General features: G+C 70.5%; 16 protein-coding genes. 11 read left to right on the top strand and 5 right to left on the bottom strand.

Features of this window, described 5'->3' with window-relative positions; all coding sequences use genetic code 11:
• Positions 1-16 precede the first annotated feature (16 nt).
• From wecB to DW297_RS04700, 7 genes are read left to right on the top strand one after another with little or no spacing between them, the layout of a single operon-like run.
• The gene (gene wecB, locus DW297_RS04725; protein ID WP_136029883.1) at positions 17-1,081 is read left to right on the top strand and encodes a non-hydrolyzing UDP-N-acetylglucosamine 2-epimerase; all 1,065 of its coding nucleotides are present in this window, start codon (positions 17-19) and stop codon (positions 1,079-1,081) included.
• 49 nt (positions 1,082-1,130) lie between these two features.
• Entirely contained in the window at positions 1,131-2,441 is a 1,311-nt protein-coding gene (locus DW297_RS04720) for a nucleotide sugar dehydrogenase (RefSeq protein WP_136029881.1), read from the top strand.
• Between the two features lie 59 nt (positions 2,442-2,500).
• A complete protein-coding gene (gene glf, locus DW297_RS04715) occupies positions 2,501-3,637 on the top strand; it encodes a UDP-galactopyranose mutase (RefSeq protein ID WP_136029879.1) in 1,137 nt (378 codons plus the stop codon).
• Positions 3,638-3,647: 10 nt separating this feature from the next.
• Entirely contained in the window at positions 3,648-4,439 is a 792-nt protein-coding gene (locus DW297_RS04710; RefSeq protein WP_136029877.1) for an ABC transporter permease, read from the top strand.
• Positions 4,439-5,545: a hypothetical protein gene (locus DW297_RS18800; protein ID WP_168442797.1), complete on the top strand. Its 1,107-nt coding sequence runs from the start codon at positions 4,439-4,441 to the stop codon at positions 5,543-5,545. The genes DW297_RS04710 and DW297_RS18800 overlap by 1 nt, the downstream gene beginning before the upstream one ends.
• A complete protein-coding gene (locus DW297_RS18795) occupies positions 5,542-6,078 on the top strand; it encodes an NUDIX hydrolase (protein WP_168442796.1) in 537 nt (178 codons plus the stop codon). Before DW297_RS18800 ends, DW297_RS18795 begins: the two co-directional genes overlap by 4 nt.
• Positions 6,078-6,812 (top strand): ABC transporter ATP-binding protein, encoded by a 735-nt coding sequence (locus tag DW297_RS04700; RefSeq protein ID WP_136029875.1) that lies wholly within the window; start codon positions 6,078-6,080, stop codon positions 6,810-6,812. The genes DW297_RS18795 and DW297_RS04700 overlap by 1 nt, the downstream gene beginning before the upstream one ends.
• 39 nt (positions 6,813-6,851) lie before the next feature.
• On the opposite strand, the gene DW297_RS04695 is transcribed toward DW297_RS04700, so the two are convergent.
• The 3 genes from DW297_RS04695 to DW297_RS04685 are packed head-to-tail and all read right to left on the bottom strand — an operon-like array spanning position 6,852 to position 10,331.
• On the bottom strand, positions 6,852-7,460 hold the full coding sequence (locus DW297_RS04695; RefSeq protein ID WP_136029873.1) for a hypothetical protein: 609 nt from the start codon (positions 7,458-7,460) through the stop codon (positions 6,852-6,854).
• Position 7,461: 1 nt separating this feature from the next.
• Positions 7,462-8,424, bottom strand: coding sequence for a glycosyltransferase (locus tag DW297_RS04690; protein WP_136029870.1), 963 nt, complete (start codon positions 8,422-8,424; stop codon positions 7,462-7,464).
• A complete protein-coding gene (locus DW297_RS04685; RefSeq protein ID WP_136029868.1) occupies positions 8,421-10,331 on the bottom strand; it encodes a glycosyltransferase in 1,911 nt (636 codons plus the stop codon). Before DW297_RS04685 ends, DW297_RS04690 begins: the two co-directional genes overlap by 4 nt.
• Positions 10,332-10,479: 148 nt before the next feature.
• Here DW297_RS04685 and galE point away from each other — a divergent pair, with 148 nt between their 5' ends.
• The gene (gene galE / locus DW297_RS04680) at positions 10,480-11,469 is read left to right on the top strand and encodes a UDP-glucose 4-epimerase GalE (RefSeq protein WP_136029866.1); all 990 of its coding nucleotides are present in this window, start codon (positions 10,480-10,482) and stop codon (positions 11,467-11,469) included.
• A gap of 15 nt (positions 11,470-11,484) precedes the next feature.
• Here galE and DW297_RS04675 read toward each other — a convergent pair whose 3' ends face one another.
• A complete protein-coding gene (locus DW297_RS04675; protein WP_136029864.1) occupies positions 11,485-12,783 on the bottom strand; it encodes an O-antigen ligase family protein in 1,299 nt (432 codons plus the stop codon).
• Positions 12,780-14,195, bottom strand: coding sequence for an O-antigen ligase family protein (locus tag DW297_RS04670; RefSeq protein ID WP_136029863.1), 1,416 nt, complete (start codon positions 14,193-14,195; stop codon positions 12,780-12,782). Before DW297_RS04670 ends, DW297_RS04675 begins: the two co-directional genes overlap by 4 nt.
• A 68-nt stretch (positions 14,196-14,263) precedes the next feature.
• On the opposite strand from DW297_RS04670, the gene manA reads away from it, so the two are divergent.
• The 3 genes from manA to DW297_RS04655 all read left to right on the top strand — a co-directional run.
• Positions 14,264-15,391, top strand: coding sequence for a mannose-6-phosphate isomerase, class I (gene manA, locus DW297_RS04665; protein WP_136029860.1), 1,128 nt, complete (start codon positions 14,264-14,266; stop codon positions 15,389-15,391).
• Between the two features lie 150 nt (positions 15,392-15,541).
• The gene (locus tag DW297_RS04660; protein ID WP_136029858.1) at positions 15,542-15,859 is read left to right on the top strand and encodes a WhiB family transcriptional regulator; all 318 of its coding nucleotides are present in this window, start codon (positions 15,542-15,544) and stop codon (positions 15,857-15,859) included.
• 82 nt (positions 15,860-15,941) lie between these two features.
• On the top strand, positions 15,942-16,553 hold a 612-nt coding region (locus DW297_RS04655; RefSeq protein WP_240744520.1), incomplete at its 3' end, for a glycosyltransferase family 2 protein.

Genomic DNA, 16,553 nt, shown 5'->3' with positions numbered 1-16,553 from the left:
CGTAGAGTAGATGCTCGTGAAGATCGTCAGCGTCGTCGGCGCGCGCCCCCAGTTCGTCAAGCTCGCCCCGATCCACCATGCCGCCCGCGCGGCCGGGGTGGAGCACGTGATCGTGCACACCGGACAGCACTACGACCCGCTGTTGTCTGACGTGTTCTTCGAGGATCTGGGGATCGGCGCCCCCGACGTGCACCTCGGCGTGGGCAGCGGCTCGCACGGCGTGCAGACCGGTGCGATGCTGGGCGCCCTCGACGCGGTGTTCGACGAGCACCGCCCCGACTGGGTGCTGGTGTACGGCGACACGAACTCGACGGTGGCGGCGGCGCTGAGCGCGGTCAAACTGCACATCCCGGTGGCGCACCTGGAGGCGGGGCTGCGCAGCTTCAACCGTCGCATGCCGGAGGAGCACAACCGCGTGCTGACCGACCACGCCGCCGACCTGCTTCTCGCACCGACGCAGGTCGCCGTCGACCACCTCACGCGCGAAGGGCTGGCCGAGCGCACCGTGCTGGTGGGCGATGTGATGACCGATGTGCTGTTCGACGTGCGCGACCGTGTCGCCCGGCGTGCCGCCGACGAGGGGGAGCGCCTGGACGCCGCCGAGGGGGAGTACTACCTGGCGACGATCCACCGCGCCGAGAACACCGACGACCCGGCGCGGCTGCGGCAGGTGGTCGAGGCCCTGGCGGGGCTCGACCGTCCCGTCGTGCTGCTGGCCCACCCGCGCGTGGTGGCCAAGGCGGCCGCGCACGGCATCGACCTCGACCGCGGCTCGCTCACCTCCCGCCCGCCGCTCGCCTACCCCGACCTGATCGCGGCCGCGGCGGCGAGTGCCGGTGTGGTGACCGACTCGGGCGGCCTGCAGAAGGAGGCGTTCCTGCTGCGCGTGCCGTGCACGACCGTGCGCACCGAGACGGAGTGGGTCGAGACGGTGGAGCTGGGCTGGAACGTGCTCGCGAACACGCGCGAGGAGATCGCGGCGGCCGTGACGCGTCCTCGACCGGCGGTCACGGACGCGGCACCGTACGGCGACGGGCACGCCGCCGAGCGCGTGATCGCGGTGCTGTCCGAGCGTCGCTGAGGCTCGCCCGCGAGGAGCCGGGTACCCGCGCCGGAATATACTCGAACCCATGCGTATCGCCGTCGTGGCCCTCGGAAAGATCGGCCTGCCCCTCGCCGTCCAGTTCGCCAGCAAGGGACACGACGTGGTCGGGGTCGACGTCAATGCGGCCCTCGTCGACAGCGTCAACCGGGGCGTCGAGCCGTTCCCCGGCGAGGCGCAGCTGCAGGAGAAGCTGACGGCGGCGCTCGAGGCCGGACGGCTGCGGGCGACGACCGACTACGCGGAGGCGATACCCGGGGCTGATGCCGTGGTCGTGGTCGTGCCGCTGTTCGTGAACGAGGAGACCGCGGAGCCCGAGTTCGGGTGGATGGACGCGGCCACCCGCTCGCTCGCCGAGCACCTGACCCCCGGCACGCTGGTGTCGTACGAGACCACGCTGCCGGTCGGGGTGACGCGCGGCCGCTGGAAGCCCCTGCTCGAGGAGGTCTCCGGGCTGCGCGAGGGGGAGGACTTCCACGTGGTGTTCTCCCCGGAGCGTGTGTTCTCGGGCCGGATCTTCGCCGACCTGCGCAAGTACCCCAAGCTGATCGGCGCGCTCTCCGACGAGGGGGCCCGCCGCGCTGTCGCGTTCTACGAGTCGGTGCTCGACTTCGACGAGCGTCCCGACCTGCCGCGCACGAACGGGGTGTGGGACCTGCAGAGCGCCGAGGCGGCCGAGATGGCCAAGCTCGCCGAGACCACCTACCGCGACGTGAACATCGGCCTGGCGAACCAGTTCGCCCTCTTCGCGGGTGCCAACGGCATCGACGTGTACCAGGTCATCGAGGCGTGCAACTCGCAGGTCTTCAGTCACATCCACCGCCCCGGCATCGCGGTGGGCGGCCACTGCATCCCGGTCTACCCCAAGCTGTACCTGTCGACCGACCCCGACGCCGACATCGTGCGCACGGCGCGCGAGTTCAACGAGTCGATGCCAGAGCGCCTGGTGGCTCAGGCCGAGGGCATGCTCGGCGACCTGTCCGGACTCCGGGCGGTCGTGCTGGGCGCGGCGTACCGCGGCGGGGTGAAGGAGACCGCGTTCTCCGGTGTCTTCCCCACCGTCGAGGCACTGCGACGCCGCGGCGCCGAGGTGCGCGTGCACGACCCCCTGTACACGGACGACGAGCTGCGCGCCCTGGGACTCGAGCCCTACGCGCTCGGGGAGGGCGTCGACCTCGCGATCGTGCAGACCGATCACGCCGAGTACCGCACGCTCCGTCCCGTCCAGCTGCCCGGCGTGCGGCTCCTGGTCGACGGCCGCGCCGTGACCGACGCGGAGCCCTGGGCCGGCACGCCGCGCATGGTCGTCGGCGCCGGCCGCGCCTCCGCCACGGTCTGACGACCCGCGACCGGGCGCCGCGGCTGAAGCTCCCAGCCGCGCGCCGATACGATTGAGGCATGGATCTTCTCGTCGTCGGGTCGGGTTTCTTCGGCCTCACCATCGCTGAGCGTGCCGCGGAAGCCGGCCGCAAGGTGACCGTCATCGACCGCCGCCCCCACATCGGCGGCAACGCCTACAGTGAGGCGGAACCCGAGACGGGGATCGAGGTGCACCGCTACGGGGCGCACCTGTTCCACACGTCGAACGCGACCGTGTGGGAGTACGTCAACCGCTTCACCACCTTCACGAACTACGTGCACCGGGTCTACACGACCCACAAGGGAACGGTGTTCCCGATGCCGGTGAACCTGGGCACGATCAACCAGTTCTTCCAGGCGGCCTACACGCCGGACCAGGCGCGGGCTCTGGTGAAGGAGCAGGCGGGGGAGTTCGACGTGAAGTCCGCCGCGAACTTCGAGGAGAAGGGCATCGCGCTCGTCGGCCGTCCGCTGTTCGAGGCGTTCTTCCGCGACTACACCGCCAAGCAGTGGCAGACCGACCCGCAGAAGCTGTCCGGCGACATCATCAGCCGCCTGCCCGTGCGCTACACGTACGACAACCGCTACTTCAACGACACGTGGGAGGGCCTGCCGACCGACGGGTACACCGCGTGGCTCGAGCGCATGGCGGACCACCCCCGCATCGAGGTGAAGCTCGGCGTGGACTACTTCGACGAGGCGCAGCCGCTGAACAAGAGGGCGACCGTCGGCCAGGTGCCCGTGGTCTACACGGGGCCGGTCGACCGCTACTTCGACTACGCGGAGGGCGCCCTGAGCTGGCGCACGCTCGACTTCGAGCAGGAGGTGCTGAACGTCCGCGACTTCCAGGGCACCAGCGTCATGAACTACCCCGACATGGACGTGCCCTACACGCGCATCCACGAGTTCAAGCACTTCCACCCGGAGCGCAAAGACGTCTACGACTCCGACAAGACCGTCATCATGCGCGAGTTCTCCCGCTTCGCCGAGCGCGAGGACGAGCCCTACTACCCGGTGAACACGCCGACCGACCGCGAGGGGCTGCTGGCCTACCGCGAGCTGGCGAAGGGCGAGAAGGACGTGCACTTCGGCGGGCGTCTGGGCACGTACCAGTACCTCGACATGCACATGGCCATCGGGTCGGCGCTGTCGCTCTGGAACAACACTCTCTCCTAGACTCGGAACCGTGAGTCACGCTGCTGTCGGGGCGCCCGGGACGCCCCGGCGCTATCTGCATTCGCTGTGGCTGCTGTCCGCCCGCGACCTGAAGGTGCGGTACGCGACGAGCGCCCTCGGCTACCTGTGGTCGGTGCTCGATCCGCTGGTGATGAGCGCCATCTACTGGTTCGTGTTCACGCAGGTGTTCCATCGGAGCGTGGGCGAGGACCCGTACATCGTGTTCCTCATCGTGGCGCTGCTGCCGTGGGTGTGGTTCAACACCTCGGTGTCGGATTTCACGAGGGCGTTCAAGAAGGATTCGCGTCTCGTGCGCTCGACGGCGATCCCGCGGTCGATCTGGGTCAACCGCATCGTGCTGAGCAAGGGCATCGAGTTCCTGTTCTCGATCCCCGTGCTGGTGTTGTTCGCGGTGTTCAGCGGAGCCACGGTGAACGTGATGCTGCTGTGGTTCCCGGTCGCGCTCCTCCTGCAGATCATGCTGCTGGTCGGGCTCGGTCTGCTGGTCGCGCCGCTGTGCGTGCTGTACACGGATCTGGAGCGGACGACGGCGCTGATCCTCCGCGCGCTGTTCTACGCCTCGCCCGTCATCTACAGCTTCGAAGACCTCCCGGCGCCCTTCGACGTGATCGGGGCGTTTAACCCGCTCGCCGGGATCTTCACGCTCTACCGCGTGGGCTTCTTCCCCGATCTGTGGGACCCGATGCCGGTGATCGTGAGCGTCGTGATGTGCGTGGTCATCCTGGCGCTCGGCGTGTGGACGTTCCGGAGCCTCGAGCGCCCTGTGCTGAAGGAGCTGTGATGTCTGCGGCTGCACGCGTGCTTATCGCTGAGCTCGACGCGCCCGCCCAGGCGGCGCTCTTCGACGGGTCTGCCGATGCGCGGGAGGCGATCACCGAGCTGACGGGGATGCTCCGGATCGGCATGCTCGTCTCGAGCGAGATCCTGGTGACCGACGCCATGCTGCTCGACGGGGCGTACTTCCTGACGCTGGGTCCGGACGGTGTCATGCGGGAGCTCGGCGCGACGCCGGGACGGTATCCCCTCACGATCACGGGCGTGCACCCGACGCTGCGCGAAGGTCTGGATGCTCGGCTCGCGAACGACGCGTTTCACTGGTCGCTTCCCGCTCTGCGCGGTGCGGTCGGGATTCCGGCGGAGGTCCGCCGCGGGTGGGACGAATGGCTGCGGTTCGTCGAGACGGGGATCATCCGGTACGAGCAGCAGACGGGTGGCGACGCACCCTTGCGCACGGGCACCCCGCCGGCCTCGTCGCCGGAGGCGCTGCGCGTGATCGCCGACGCGCGACTCGACGAGGTACGGTTCCGCAGCGTGGCGTGGCAGCGCATCGAGGCGCTCCCGCTCGCGGAGGCCGATCGGGAGGCGGTGCGTCGCTGGTGGGGCGACGCGTACCTGCGCATGATCGCGGAGAACGCGGGAGCGGACTGGGTGACGTTCGGCGCCGAGGCCGACGGGCACCTCGCTCGCGCCGCGCACGACGTGGAGCTGCCGCTGTCGACGACGCTGGTCGCGTGGGCGCGGGAGTCCACCCCCGCCACGATCGCGGTCGCCTGGGACGCCTCTCATCGTCAGCGGCACCGCCTGCGCGAGCGGCCGACGTGGTCGCGCATGCGCGGGCTCGCTTTTGCGGCCACCCAGGTGACGGCCGTGTCGTCGCGGGGCTTCGTGCTGCTGACGTCGATCGCGAAGCTCGTCATCGCGCTCTGCGTGGTCGCCCTCGCCGTGCCCGGCCTCGGGCTCGGCTCCGTGGACAACGTCTGGACCTGGGTGGCCTTCGTCGGCGCCATCGCCACGACCGTGCCCTTCGACTCGCTCGGTGCCCTCCGGGAGCTTCTCGTCCGCGATCCGCAGGCACGGTTCGTCCTGCACAGGGGAGCGCGCTCATGACCGATGGATTCACCCCGGTGTACGCGAGCTCCGACGGGCTCCCGGTGCGGCTCGAGGCCGCCGCGCGGCGCGCCGCCGACGGGTCCGCCTACACGCACCACCGCCTCGTCGTCTCCGACGGGCGAGCAGGAGCGGTGATCGTGGCCCGCGACGCGGATCGGCTGCTGCTCGTGCTGAGCGCCCGGGAAGCCGCGGGGGCCGAGCTCTGGGAGCTCCCTCGCGGGGCGGGCGAAGCCGGTGAGACGGCGGTCGAGACCGCCCTCAGAGAGCTGCGGGAGGAGACAGGCCTGCGCGGCCGCGACCCGCAGGTGCTGGGATCGTACGTGACCGACTCGTCGATCTTCCCTCAGGAGGTTGCCGTCGTGGAGTGCCGCATCGACCAGGACGCGCCGGCGACCGTGCCGGACGGGGAAGTCTCCGACCGGCGCTGGCTGCCGCTCGCGGAACTGGCGCATGCCGTGCAGGACGGGACGATCCGTGATGCCCACACGCTCGCGGCGATCGCCGTCCTCTCATCGAGGGGGGAGCTGTGATGTCCGCGGCAATCGAGGTACAGGGGCTCGGCGTCCGTTTCCGCCGCAACCGGAGGGGGCGGCGCAGCTTCAAGGACCTGTTCAGCGGGGCATCGCGCCGTTCGCGCCCCGGCGAGTTCTGGGCGTTGCGCGACGTCTCGTTCACGGTGCAGCCGGGGGAGTCGATCGGTGTGGTCGGCCGCAATGGACAGGGGAAGTCGACGCTGCTGCGCCTGGTCGCCGGCGTGCTGCTCCCCGATGAGGGGTCGGTGCATGTCAACGGAGGCGTGGCGCCGCTCATCGAGATCACCGGCGGTTTCGTCGGCGATCTGACGGTGCGGGAGAACGTGCGTCTCACCGCGGGTCTCCACGGCATGTCGCGCGACGAGGTCTCGCGCCGCTACGACGACATCATCGCGTTCGCCGAGCTCGCCGGCTTCGAGGAGACGCCCTACAAGCACCTCTCCAACGGCATGAAGGTGCGGCTGGCGTTCTCTGTCGTATCGCAGCTCGACGAGCCGATCCTCCTCGTCGACGAGGTCCTCGCCGTCGGTGACAAGGCGTTCCGCGACAAGTGCTACAAGCGCATCGACGAGCTGCTCGCGGAGGGGCGCACGCTGTTCTTCGTGAGCCACAACGAGCGCGACCTGCGCCGGTTCTGCACGCGCGGGCTGTACCTCGACAAGGGCGCGCTCGCGCTGGACGCACCGATCGGCGAGGTGCTCGACCGCTACAACGCCGACTACGCGGTCTGAGCCTCCACGCCCGCACGGTCGGGGCGAGGTCGCCGGGGCTCAGAGGCCGACGAGGCTCCGCAGGCTCTGCGCCGCCGTGCGCGCGGCATCGACCGCGCCGGCGGTGTTCCCGCCGTCGGTGATCGCCGTCCGCAGCTCGCTGAGCCGCTGCGTGTACGAGGCGGTGCCGTCGCGCCAGCTGTCCGCGATCGACGACGGTGCCGGGAGGTCGGACAGGCGTCGCGCGTCTTCCTGCAGCGTGTCCACCACGGGCAGCGCGTCCTGACCACTCGCGCCCGCGACGATGTCGAGCCCGCGCAGCGCGTCGGCCAGCGGCCCGGAGACCTGTCCGCGGAAAGCCTCCACGGTGGGGTCGACGACCGGCGGCTGCGTCACGATCGGCGTCTGACTCGGCTGCGGGCCCGCCGTCGGCGTGGCCGTGGGCGTCGGGGTCTCGGTCGGCGTGGGGGTCGAGCTCGGCGAGGGCGAGGCGCTCGGTCCCGGCGTCGGCCCGTCTCCGCGAGGCAGGAGGAAGAACAGCAGGGCACCGATGATCGCGAGGGCGAGCACCGAGAGGCCGACGATCAGCCACACCCGCCCCTTGCGCTCGGGGGTGGGCGGAAGCGGGGCCCAGCGGAGCTCCGGCTGCGGTTCCTGCGGATCGGTCACGTCATGCCTCCAGAGGGGTCATCGGCTGCCACGACCGGTCGCGGCCCACGCGGCCGCCGTCGCGGATCCCGCGGAACAGGTTGCTCGTGCCCCGCACCGTGCGCTCGACGAAGACGAGCCGGATGAGCTCCTTCGCGAACGTCGCCGCGGTGCCGAGGCCGAACAGCACAGGGTTGTACACGCCGTGGACGCGGTAGTACTGCTTGATGAAGCCGCGGTTGCGCATGATGTAGTACCGGTAGGCGTTGCTCGACGCGTTCATGTGCCGGATGCCCATGTCCCACTGCTTAATCTCGCGCGTGCGACGCAGCACGAACTCGTCCACGATGACCGCGGTGGTCAGGCGCGAGGCCAGCCAGCCGTACATCTGGTCGTCCCAGTAGATGAAGAACCGCGGGTCGGGGAGCCCGATCTGCTGCACGATCGAGCGGTGGATGAACATGCCCTCGAAGCAGCCGCTGTTCATGTGCTTGTAGCCCGACTCGTCGAAGCCGGCCGGGGCGAACGGGATCGGGATGCCCATGCGCTCGGCGATGCGGTACTGCCAGTAGAACTCGCTGCCGTCGTAGTCGTACCGGCGGCCCTGGATGCTCTTGAAGCGCGGCGCCCAGCGGCCCATCCTGGCGAGGCCGTCCGGCAGCACCTCCACGTCGTCGTCCATCATCCAGATCCACTCGGACCCGAGCTCGTACGCGGTGCGCATGCCCTCGCTGAAGCCTCCGGACCCGCCCGTGTTCGTCTGCAGGCGCCGGTACACGATCTCGGTGCCGATGTCGTCACGGAACGACTCGACCACGTCGGTGGTGTCGTCGGCCGACGCGTTGTCGATGATGACCACGCGGCCCGGCTTCGGGTCCATCGCGGTGATGCTGGTGAGCAGCCCGGACAACAGGTGCGAACGGTTGAAGGTGACGATGACGATGGTCGCTGCGGTGGGGTCGAATGCAGCGGGGGCCGCGGTCATGCCTTCTCCTCGAAGATCTGCTGCCAGGACTGGGGGGAGACGAGATCGGGCATCGCCTCGCGGTAGCGCGCCCGCAGCTCCGGCCACCGGCGCCGGAGCTCGGCGTGCAGCCGGACGCTCTCGCGCAGCATGCGGCGGTACTGGCGGCGGTCGCGCGTGTAGATGTTCTTTCCGGAGCCGTCGGCCGTGCTCACCAGCACGCTGTCGAAGGAGGGGACGCGCCACCACTGGGCGTCCTCCTTGCCGAACTCGGCCTCCGGCTGCACGACGTTCGCCGGGTGCGGACGGTGCATCCAGTGCGACACCAGCGTGGTCAGCGTGAACCAGCGCAGCCGCAGACCGGTCGGGTTGTCGAGGTCGTTCTTCGACACCTGCTTGTACACCTGGCGCCCGCGACGCGAGTAGAGCACGCGCGACGGGTCGCGGTGCACCACGGTCTCGGGGAACTCGGCGGCGAGGGCCCGCGCGGCGGGCATCGCGGTACGGATGTTCCGGCGCATGTGCTCCGGCCCTGACAGCACGTCGCGCAGCGCCCTGGCACGGAGGGCGACCGGGTAGTACTGCATCATCATCAGGTGCTTGAGGTCGACGCGCCGGCTGTGCCGGAGCAGGCGACCTCCGCGCGGGACCTCCGAGTGCAGGAGCCCGGCGACGATGCGGTTCCTGGCATGGAAGTAGGCCTGCCAGTCGATCGTGTCGTCCTTGTTCACCCAGGAGACGTGCCACAGGGCGACGCCCGGCATCGAGACGGTGGGGAATCCGGCCTCCCCGGCGCGCAGGCAGAACTCCGCGTCGTCCCATTTGATGAACGCGGGGAGGGCGAGGCCGACCGTACGGACCGCCTCGACCGGGATGAGGCACATCCACCAGCCGTTGTAGTCGGCGTCCATGCGCATGTGCAGCAGCGTCGACTGGCGCAGGTTCGACACCCCGAAGTCGTGCGGCATCTGCTCCTGGTACAGGTTGCGCCACATGAACGGCGCCTGGTCGACCACCTCGGCCCACCCGTGCAGCTTGGGCCGGTCGAGCAGATCGAACATGTGGCCGCCCACCAGCACGGGCGTGGTCGCGTACTGTCCGAACACGATCGACCGGCGCAGCGACTCCGGCTCCAGGCGCACGTCGTCGTCGAGCAGCTGCACGAAGTCGCTCTCCGGGCGCTGCAGCGTCTCGTGCATCGCCCTGGCGAAGCCGCCGGAGCCGCCCAGGTTCGGCTGCCGGATCACCTGCAGGGTCTCGCCGAGGCGTTCGGCGACGTCGTCGTAGCCGTCCTGCTCCTGGACCAGCTGCGTGCCCTGGTCGACGAGGAAGATGCGGTCGACGAACTCAAGGGCGTCGGGCGAGGCGGCCAGGGCGCGCAGCGTCTCGACGCAGTAGTCGGGCTTGTTGAACGTGGTGATCCCGAGCGAGGCCTTGCCGGTGCGGGCCGGCTCGTGCTCGGTGGTCCACTCGGCGCCCTCCAGCACGGCAGGCTTCTCGTCGGCGACCACGTCGAACCAGATCCATCCGCCGTCGCTGTACTGCGTCAGCGCCAGGTTGAACGACGTCGTGGCCTCTCCGGTGACCTCGCGTGTGGCGACCCGCTGGCGCACGCCGCTGCCGTTCGAGCGGTAGACGAGGATCGTGGCGGGTCCGGTCGTGCGGACCGTGAGCTGCACCTCGCGCACGCTCGTCCAGTGCTGCCAGTACGACGCGGGGAAGGCGTTGAAGTAGGTGCCGAGGGAGACGCGGCGACCGGCGACGATGCGCGCACGGTGACGGCCGAGGATGTTGCCCAGGTGCGCCCTGTTGGACACCCGGACGGGCTCGTTCTCGATCACGGACCAGGTCTCGGGGTCGGCGTAGAGCGGGAGCAGGTCGGGGTCGCGATCGAGCGGGAAGACGACATTCTGAAGGACGTGGGCCACAGGGAGGTTCTCCGATGTTGGTGTCGCGGGACGCCGCCGGTGGGCAGCGCGCGACTCGACGAGCAGTGAGTAGCCTACCGTTCGTCACCTCGGGATCCGCGGAGAGCCTCCCCGGTCGCGCCCAGCCCGCCTGGTTAGACTGACCGCGATGAAGGTACTGATCACCGGCGGCGCCGGCTACATCGGATCGACCGTGGCGACGGCATGCATCGAGGCCGGGATCGAGGTCGTCGTGCTCGACGACCTCTCCAAGGGGCTCGAGGTGTTCGGCGACGGACGCAACCTCTACGTCGGCGACATCGCCGATCACGCGGTGCTGGACCGGCTGCTGGCCGACCACCCCGACATCGACGCCGTCGTCCACTGCGCGGCGCGCGTGGTCGTGCCGGAGTCGGTCGCCGACCCCCTGGGCTACTACGACAGCAACGTGGGCAAGACGATCGTGCTGCTGCAGCGGCTGCGCGACGCGGGTGTCCCGCGCGTCGTGTTCAGCTCCTCGGCCTCGGTGTACGCGGGGGAGTCGGGTGACGGCGTCGACGAGAGCGGTGCCCTGGCGCCCGCGAGCCCCTACGCGACCACCAAGGCCATGGTGGAGCAGATCCTCGCCGACGCAGCGGCCGCCGGCGACTTCCGGGCGATCGCGCTGCGCTACTTCAACCCGATCGGCGCCGACCCCCGCCTGCGCACGGGGCTGCAGAACCCCACGCCCTCGCACGCGCTGGGCAAGATCATGCAGGCGCACGCCTCGGGCGAGCCCTTCACCATCACCGGCACCGACTGGGCCACGCGCGACGGCTCCGGGCTGCGCGACTACGTGCACGTCTGGGACCTGGCTCTCGCGCACGTCGCCGCGGTGCAGCGGTTCGACCGCGTGGCCACGCCCGACGAGCCGTACCAGGTGATCAACCTGGGCACGGGCGACGGCGTCACGGTGCGCGAGCTCGTGCAGGCGTTCGAGCGGGTCACGGGCGAGGTGCTGCCGGTGGTCGAGACCGGCCGACGCCCGGGCGACCAGGCGGGCGCGTACGCGATCGTCGACCGTGCCGCCGCGGTGCTGGACTGGCGCGCCGAGCGCTCGGTCGACGACGGTGTGCGCGATGCACTGGCCTGGTCGGAGAAGCTCCGCTCGCTGCGCTGACTTCCGGCGCGGACCCTAGCCCTGGGGGCGGAGGGTCGGGATGGCCCCGGTGTGCGCGGCGTCGATGTTCTCGCGCCATGAGCGGGACTGCCCGGCGCGCAGGGCGCACAGCACGAGCAGGAACCAGCCGGCACCCACCAGCGTGAAGCTCTCGAACATCGAATCGACGGCGAGCGTCACGAGCGTGATCGGCGTCCACGCGTAGACCACGGATCGGCGCACGCTCGCCACCAGCCAGGAGCGGATGAGGGCGACTCCTCCCAGCAGCAGGAACAGCACGAGGCCGGCCGTGCCGAGCTGCAGCAGCACATCGAAGAACGCGTTCAGCGCGCTCTGGTGGTGCTCGCCCAGCTGGAAGTTGATGAACGTGAACGGATACTCCCCGCGAGCCCAGTCGCCGAACCAGCCCCACCCCGTGATCGGCTTGATGGACACGAAGTCGAGGATCATGTTCCACAGGGTCGCCCGCATCGAGAAATCGGAGCCGGCGTCCAGCAGCGCGATGATCTGGTGCCGCAGCGCGAACGCCACCGCCAGGGCGAGGGCGACCAGCGCCCCGAGGCCCCACTGGACCATGGTGCGACGCGCGGGGGAGGTGTGCCGCACGATCGTGAGCGCCACCGTCACGATGCCGACCGCCACCGCCAGGACGAGCACCGTCGGCGAGGAGGACAGGAACGCCAGCCCGCCGGCGAGGGCGATCGACACGACCGCGAGCGGCGGGTCCACCGACTGCGTGCGCCACTCGATCACGAAGGTGATCAGCGCGATCACGGCGATGAAGCCGAGCATGTTGCGGCTGCCGAAGACGCCCTGCACCGGTCCGCCGAGCGCGAGGTCGCCCTGCACGCCGAGGAACGAGAACGGGATGTCGAGCAGCACGCCGGACAGGATCTCCACGCCCAGCGAGAGCGTCAGGAGCACCCGCAGCGCGTCGCCCAGCGCCCGCACGGTCTGGAGGGTGTCGCGGATGTGGCCGACCGTGATGGCGAGGAACGCGAAGCCCAGCAGGGAGAGCCAGCCGAAGAACGTGTCCGAACGATCGGTCGTCCACACCAGGCTCACCAGTGCCCAGCCGAGGAACGCGATCAGCGACGAGGGCGCGAGGCGCAGCAGCGACAGCTCCTCGCGGCGCACCCAGAGGATCGCGGCTCCCAGCACGCAGAGCAGCGTGACGATCGTGGCGAGGGTGACGGGAGACGTCATCCGCTCGATCAGGAACGAGCCGAACACCGCCAGCAGCACCGCGAGCGTGAAGGCCCGCGCGAACTCCGCCGACCCGAGGAGCCGGGTGATCGTGCGACCCGGCGTCACGGCACCCGCCGCTGCGTCGTCCCGCGCTCGAACACGAGGTCGCGCTCACCCACGCCCACGAGCGGCACGGACTTCAGCTTGAACGACAACAGGACCAGCAGCAGCCAGCCCCACAGCATGATCGGCGTGGACTCGGTCAGGCCCTGCACGAGCAGCACGATGGTGTAGAGGCTCGGCAGCAGGGTGATCGGCGAGAACGGTCGGTGCGCGTCGAGGTCCCACCGCGGACGGTCGACCGCGAAGAACCAGGAGCGCCACAGCAGGCTGCCGTAGGCGACGGCCATCAGCACGACGCCGAGCACGCCCAGCTGCAGCAGCACGTCGAGCCACATGTTGTGCGCGTGGAACACGGTGATGCCGTGGTCGACGATCCAGTGGTCGAACGCGGGATCGCTCGGCACCCACGGGCTGGAGAAGCCGTTGCCGAACAGGGGGTGCTCGCCCGCGCGCTCCAGGACCTTGGTCCAGATCTTCTCCGAGCGCCCGGTCAGGTCGGCGCTGCGGCCGAGGAGCGACAGCAGGGGCCCGCGCAGCAGCCAGACGGCGGCCCCGACGATCACGGTCGAGCCGATGGCGACGACGTACACGCGCGTGCGGGCGCTCGGGGTCGACGCCCGCCGCATGACCAGTGCCACCACCAGCACCACGACAGCGGCACCCGCGCACACGAGCGCCGTGGCGGAGGAGGTGCGCAGCAGGAAGTAGGCCGCGAGGATCATCCACAGTGCGAGGGTGGTGCGCCACCGTGCCCGTGCCGCGAACAGCACGCCGAACGTGATGAGAGCGAACAGGGACACGATCGCGAGCAGGTTCGCGTTGCCCACGATGCCCTGGATGCGTCCGCCGTCGAACAGGTTGTCGCGCACCCAGTACCACTGCGGGTCGATCTCGCCGTCCGGCAGGTCGACGAAGTTCGGCAGCAGGGGGCCGTGCAGCACGAGGGACACCCACAGCTCGAGGGCGAGCGACAGTCCGAGGATCCACTTGAAGGCGGAGGACAGCGCGCGCACGATCTCGTGCCAGGTGAGCACGTGCGCGATGAACAGGCCGTTCACGGTGACCGCGGCGAGCAGCAGCCCGGTCGCGATCGTCGGCCCGCGCCACTGCGACCATGCCACGGACACCAGCGCGAGTGCGGTGTAGCCCAGCGCGGCCCACGGCAGGCGTCGCCAGCGGAAGGGCTGCGGACGACGACGCGCGAGCATCGGGATGCCGATCGCGAGGGTCGCGACGGTGAAGAGTCCCAGCACGGCGGCGGCGCCGACCACGCCGAGCAGGTTGTAGACGGCGGAGTGCGCGAAGGCCACGAAGAGCACGAGGATGACGTACCCGCGCAGCAGCAGGTGCCCCGTCGACTCGCGCTCCGGCGCGGTGGGAAGGGGGGCCACCGGGTGCTTGGTGTACTGGGCCATCGCGTTCAGGCTACCGCGACGGACGCGCGGCGATCCTGAGCGCCGCAGCGGGGCTCTACGCTGGGGGCATGCTGCTCGCGCTCACGAACGCCCCCCGCGACTACGCCTGGGGATCCGAGACCCTGCTGGCCGATCTGGAGGGGCGCACCCCGACGGGCGCACCGGAGGCCGAGGTGTGGTTCGGCGACCACCCCGGCGACCCGGCGGAGGTCGTGGGCGACGGCACGCTCGACCGCTTCACGGGCGGCACCCTGCCCTACCTGCTGAAGCTGCTCGCAGCCGGGAGCCCGCTGTCGATCCAGGTGCACCCGACGATCGAGCAGGCGAAGGCCGGGTGGGCGAAGGAGAGCGCACGGCCCCTCGACGACCCCGAGCGCAACTACCGGGACGACAACCACAAGCCCGAGCTCATCGTCGCGCTGAGCGAGCGCTTCGAGTCGCTGAGCGGATTGCGCCCCGTCGCCGAGTCGCTCCGGCTCCTCGACACGCTCGCGCCGGGACCGGGGGTTTCCCGGCTCCGGGAGCTCCTCCAGCAGGAGTCCGACCCGCTGGGCTCCGCGATCGGCTGGCTGCTCGGCGGCGACGCCCAGGCGGAGGTCGACGAGATCACGGCCGCCGTGATCGCCGCGGCCGCGGGCGAGGCGGGGGAGTGGACCGAGACGGTGCGGGCGGTCGCCGGCATCGCGGGGCACTACCCCGGCGACCCCGGCGTGGTGGTGGCGCTGCTGATGAACCACGTCGTGCTGCGCCGCGGTGAGGGCGTGTTCCTGCGGGCCGGGCTGCTGCACGCCTATCTCTCCGGTCTCGGTGTGGAGATCATGGCGGCGAGCGACAACGTGCTGCGCGGCGGACTGACCCCGAAGCGCATCGACGTCGCCGAGCTGCTGCACATCCTCGACACGACGACGGGCGAGGTGCCGGTGCTGCGTCCGCAGGACGGCCAGGCGATCACCGAGTACCCGGTGCCCGTGCCGGACTTCGCGCTGCGGCGGGTCGCGCTGGACGGCGAGCCGGTGACGCTCGCGGTGGACGGCCCGACGATGGTGCTCGCGACCTCGGGTGCGGTGCGGGTGGCCACGGCGACGGGGGAGGAGCTCACGGCGGCGGTCGGCACGGCGGTGTTCGCGGACGCCGAGGAGCGCACGCTCACCCTCGGTGGTGCGGGCGAGGCGTTCGTGGCGACGCCCGGGCGCTGACACGACCGCGACACGCCGACGGGCGTCCATGAACCTTCAAGAATCCGTTGAGGGTTTACGATCCGCGACTTGACCCGAGCGAATCACACCGGTGTAATTAGGTGAGCACGGCCCGCCAGGGGGGCGGTTTTTGAAGGGTTGGAGGTCGACATGACGGGTTACCGTTCCGATGTGCCGGAGAACTGGTTCGTCGATCCGGTCAACCTCGGTGTTCCCGGGGTTCGCCGGTCCGACCCGGACGACGACAACGCCCTCGCCTGGCAGAGCGACGCGCTCTGCTCGCAGACCGACCCCGAGGCCTTCTTCCCCGAGAAGGGCGGCTCGACGCGCGACGCCAAGCGCATCTGCACCGCGTGCGACGTCCGTGGCGAATGCCTCGAATACGCGCTGAGCAACGACGAGCGCTTCGGCATCTGGGGCGGTCTCTCCGAGCGCGAGCGCCGCAAGCTCAAGCGCCGCGCCAGCTGAGGCGATCACGCCGCGCGGCTTCGCGGGCGCGCCGGGGTCCCTGACCCGACGCCGACGATCGCGCGCATAGGCTGACCACGTCATGCCAGCCCGAGTTCACGCCATCATCGTCGCGCGCCCCGGCCCCTCGGCCCGCGCGCAGCTGCTCCGCACACTCGACGCCGTGCGATCCCAGACGCTCGCCCCCGACGCCGTCACGCTCGTCCTGTGCGGAGATGCGGCGACCGCTCGCGAGAGCGAAGCCGTCGCGAACACGGTGGAGGGCATCATCGAGGCGCGGCCGTCGACCTCGTTCGCGGAGGCGATCGATCTCGCCAGGCCTCGGGTGCCGGAGGGGTCTGCGATCTGGCTGCTGGCCCAGGACACCGCCCCCCACCCGCGGGCGCTCGAACGACTCGTCGGCACGCTGGAGCGCTCGCCGTCCGCCGCGATCGTCGCCCCCAAGGTCGTGGCCACCGACAACGACCGGGAGATCGTGTCTCTCGGTGTGAGCATGACCGCGCTCGGCCGATCGGTCGAGCTCGCCGCCGGGGAGCTCGACCAGGGCCAGCACGACCGCATGGACGATGCGCTCGGCGCCGACATCCGCGGCCTGCTGATCCGCGGGGAGGTGCGCGACGCGCTGCGGCCCGACCCGGCACTCGCGGGCGCCGACGAAGGACTCGACCTCGGGGTGCGCGCGCGCCTGGGCGGC

This window comes from Microbacterium sp. PF5 (genome assembly GCF_004794315.1).
Taxonomy (GTDB): domain Bacteria; phylum Actinomycetota; class Actinomycetes; order Actinomycetales; family Microbacteriaceae; genus Microbacterium; species Microbacterium sufflavum.
This window is presented reverse-complemented; position numbering and strand designations above follow the sequence as displayed.

Excerpts from the sequence above, each read along its gene's own strand:
- galE (WP_136029866.1), top strand. The coding sequence starts at position 10,480 with ATGAAGGTACTGATCACCGGCGGCGCCGGCTACATCGGATCGACCGTG.
- DW297_RS04670 (WP_136029863.1), bottom strand. The coding sequence starts at position 14,195 with ATGGCCCAGTACACCAAGCACCCGGTGGCCCCCCTTCCCACCGCGCCG.
- DW297_RS04660 (WP_136029858.1), top strand. The coding sequence starts at position 15,542 with ATGACGGGTTACCGTTCCGATGTGCCGGAGAACTGGTTCGTCGATCCG.
- DW297_RS04700 (WP_136029875.1), top strand. The coding sequence starts at position 6,078 with ATGTCCGCGGCAATCGAGGTACAGGGGCTCGGCGTCCGTTTCCGCCGC.
- DW297_RS04720 (WP_136029881.1), top strand. The coding sequence starts at position 1,131 with ATGCGTATCGCCGTCGTGGCCCTCGGAAAGATCGGCCTGCCCCTCGCC.
- DW297_RS18795 (WP_168442796.1), top strand. The coding sequence starts at position 5,542 with ATGACCGATGGATTCACCCCGGTGTACGCGAGCTCCGACGGGCTCCCG.
- glf (WP_136029879.1), top strand. The coding sequence starts at position 2,501 with ATGGATCTTCTCGTCGTCGGGTCGGGTTTCTTCGGCCTCACCATCGCT.
- manA (WP_136029860.1), top strand. The coding sequence starts at position 14,264 with ATGCTGCTCGCGCTCACGAACGCCCCCCGCGACTACGCCTGGGGATCC.
- DW297_RS04690 (WP_136029870.1), bottom strand. The coding sequence starts at position 8,424 with ATGACCGCGGCCCCCGCTGCATTCGACCCCACCGCAGCGACCATCGTC.
- DW297_RS18800 (WP_168442797.1), top strand. The coding sequence starts at position 4,439 with ATGTCTGCGGCTGCACGCGTGCTTATCGCTGAGCTCGACGCGCCCGCC.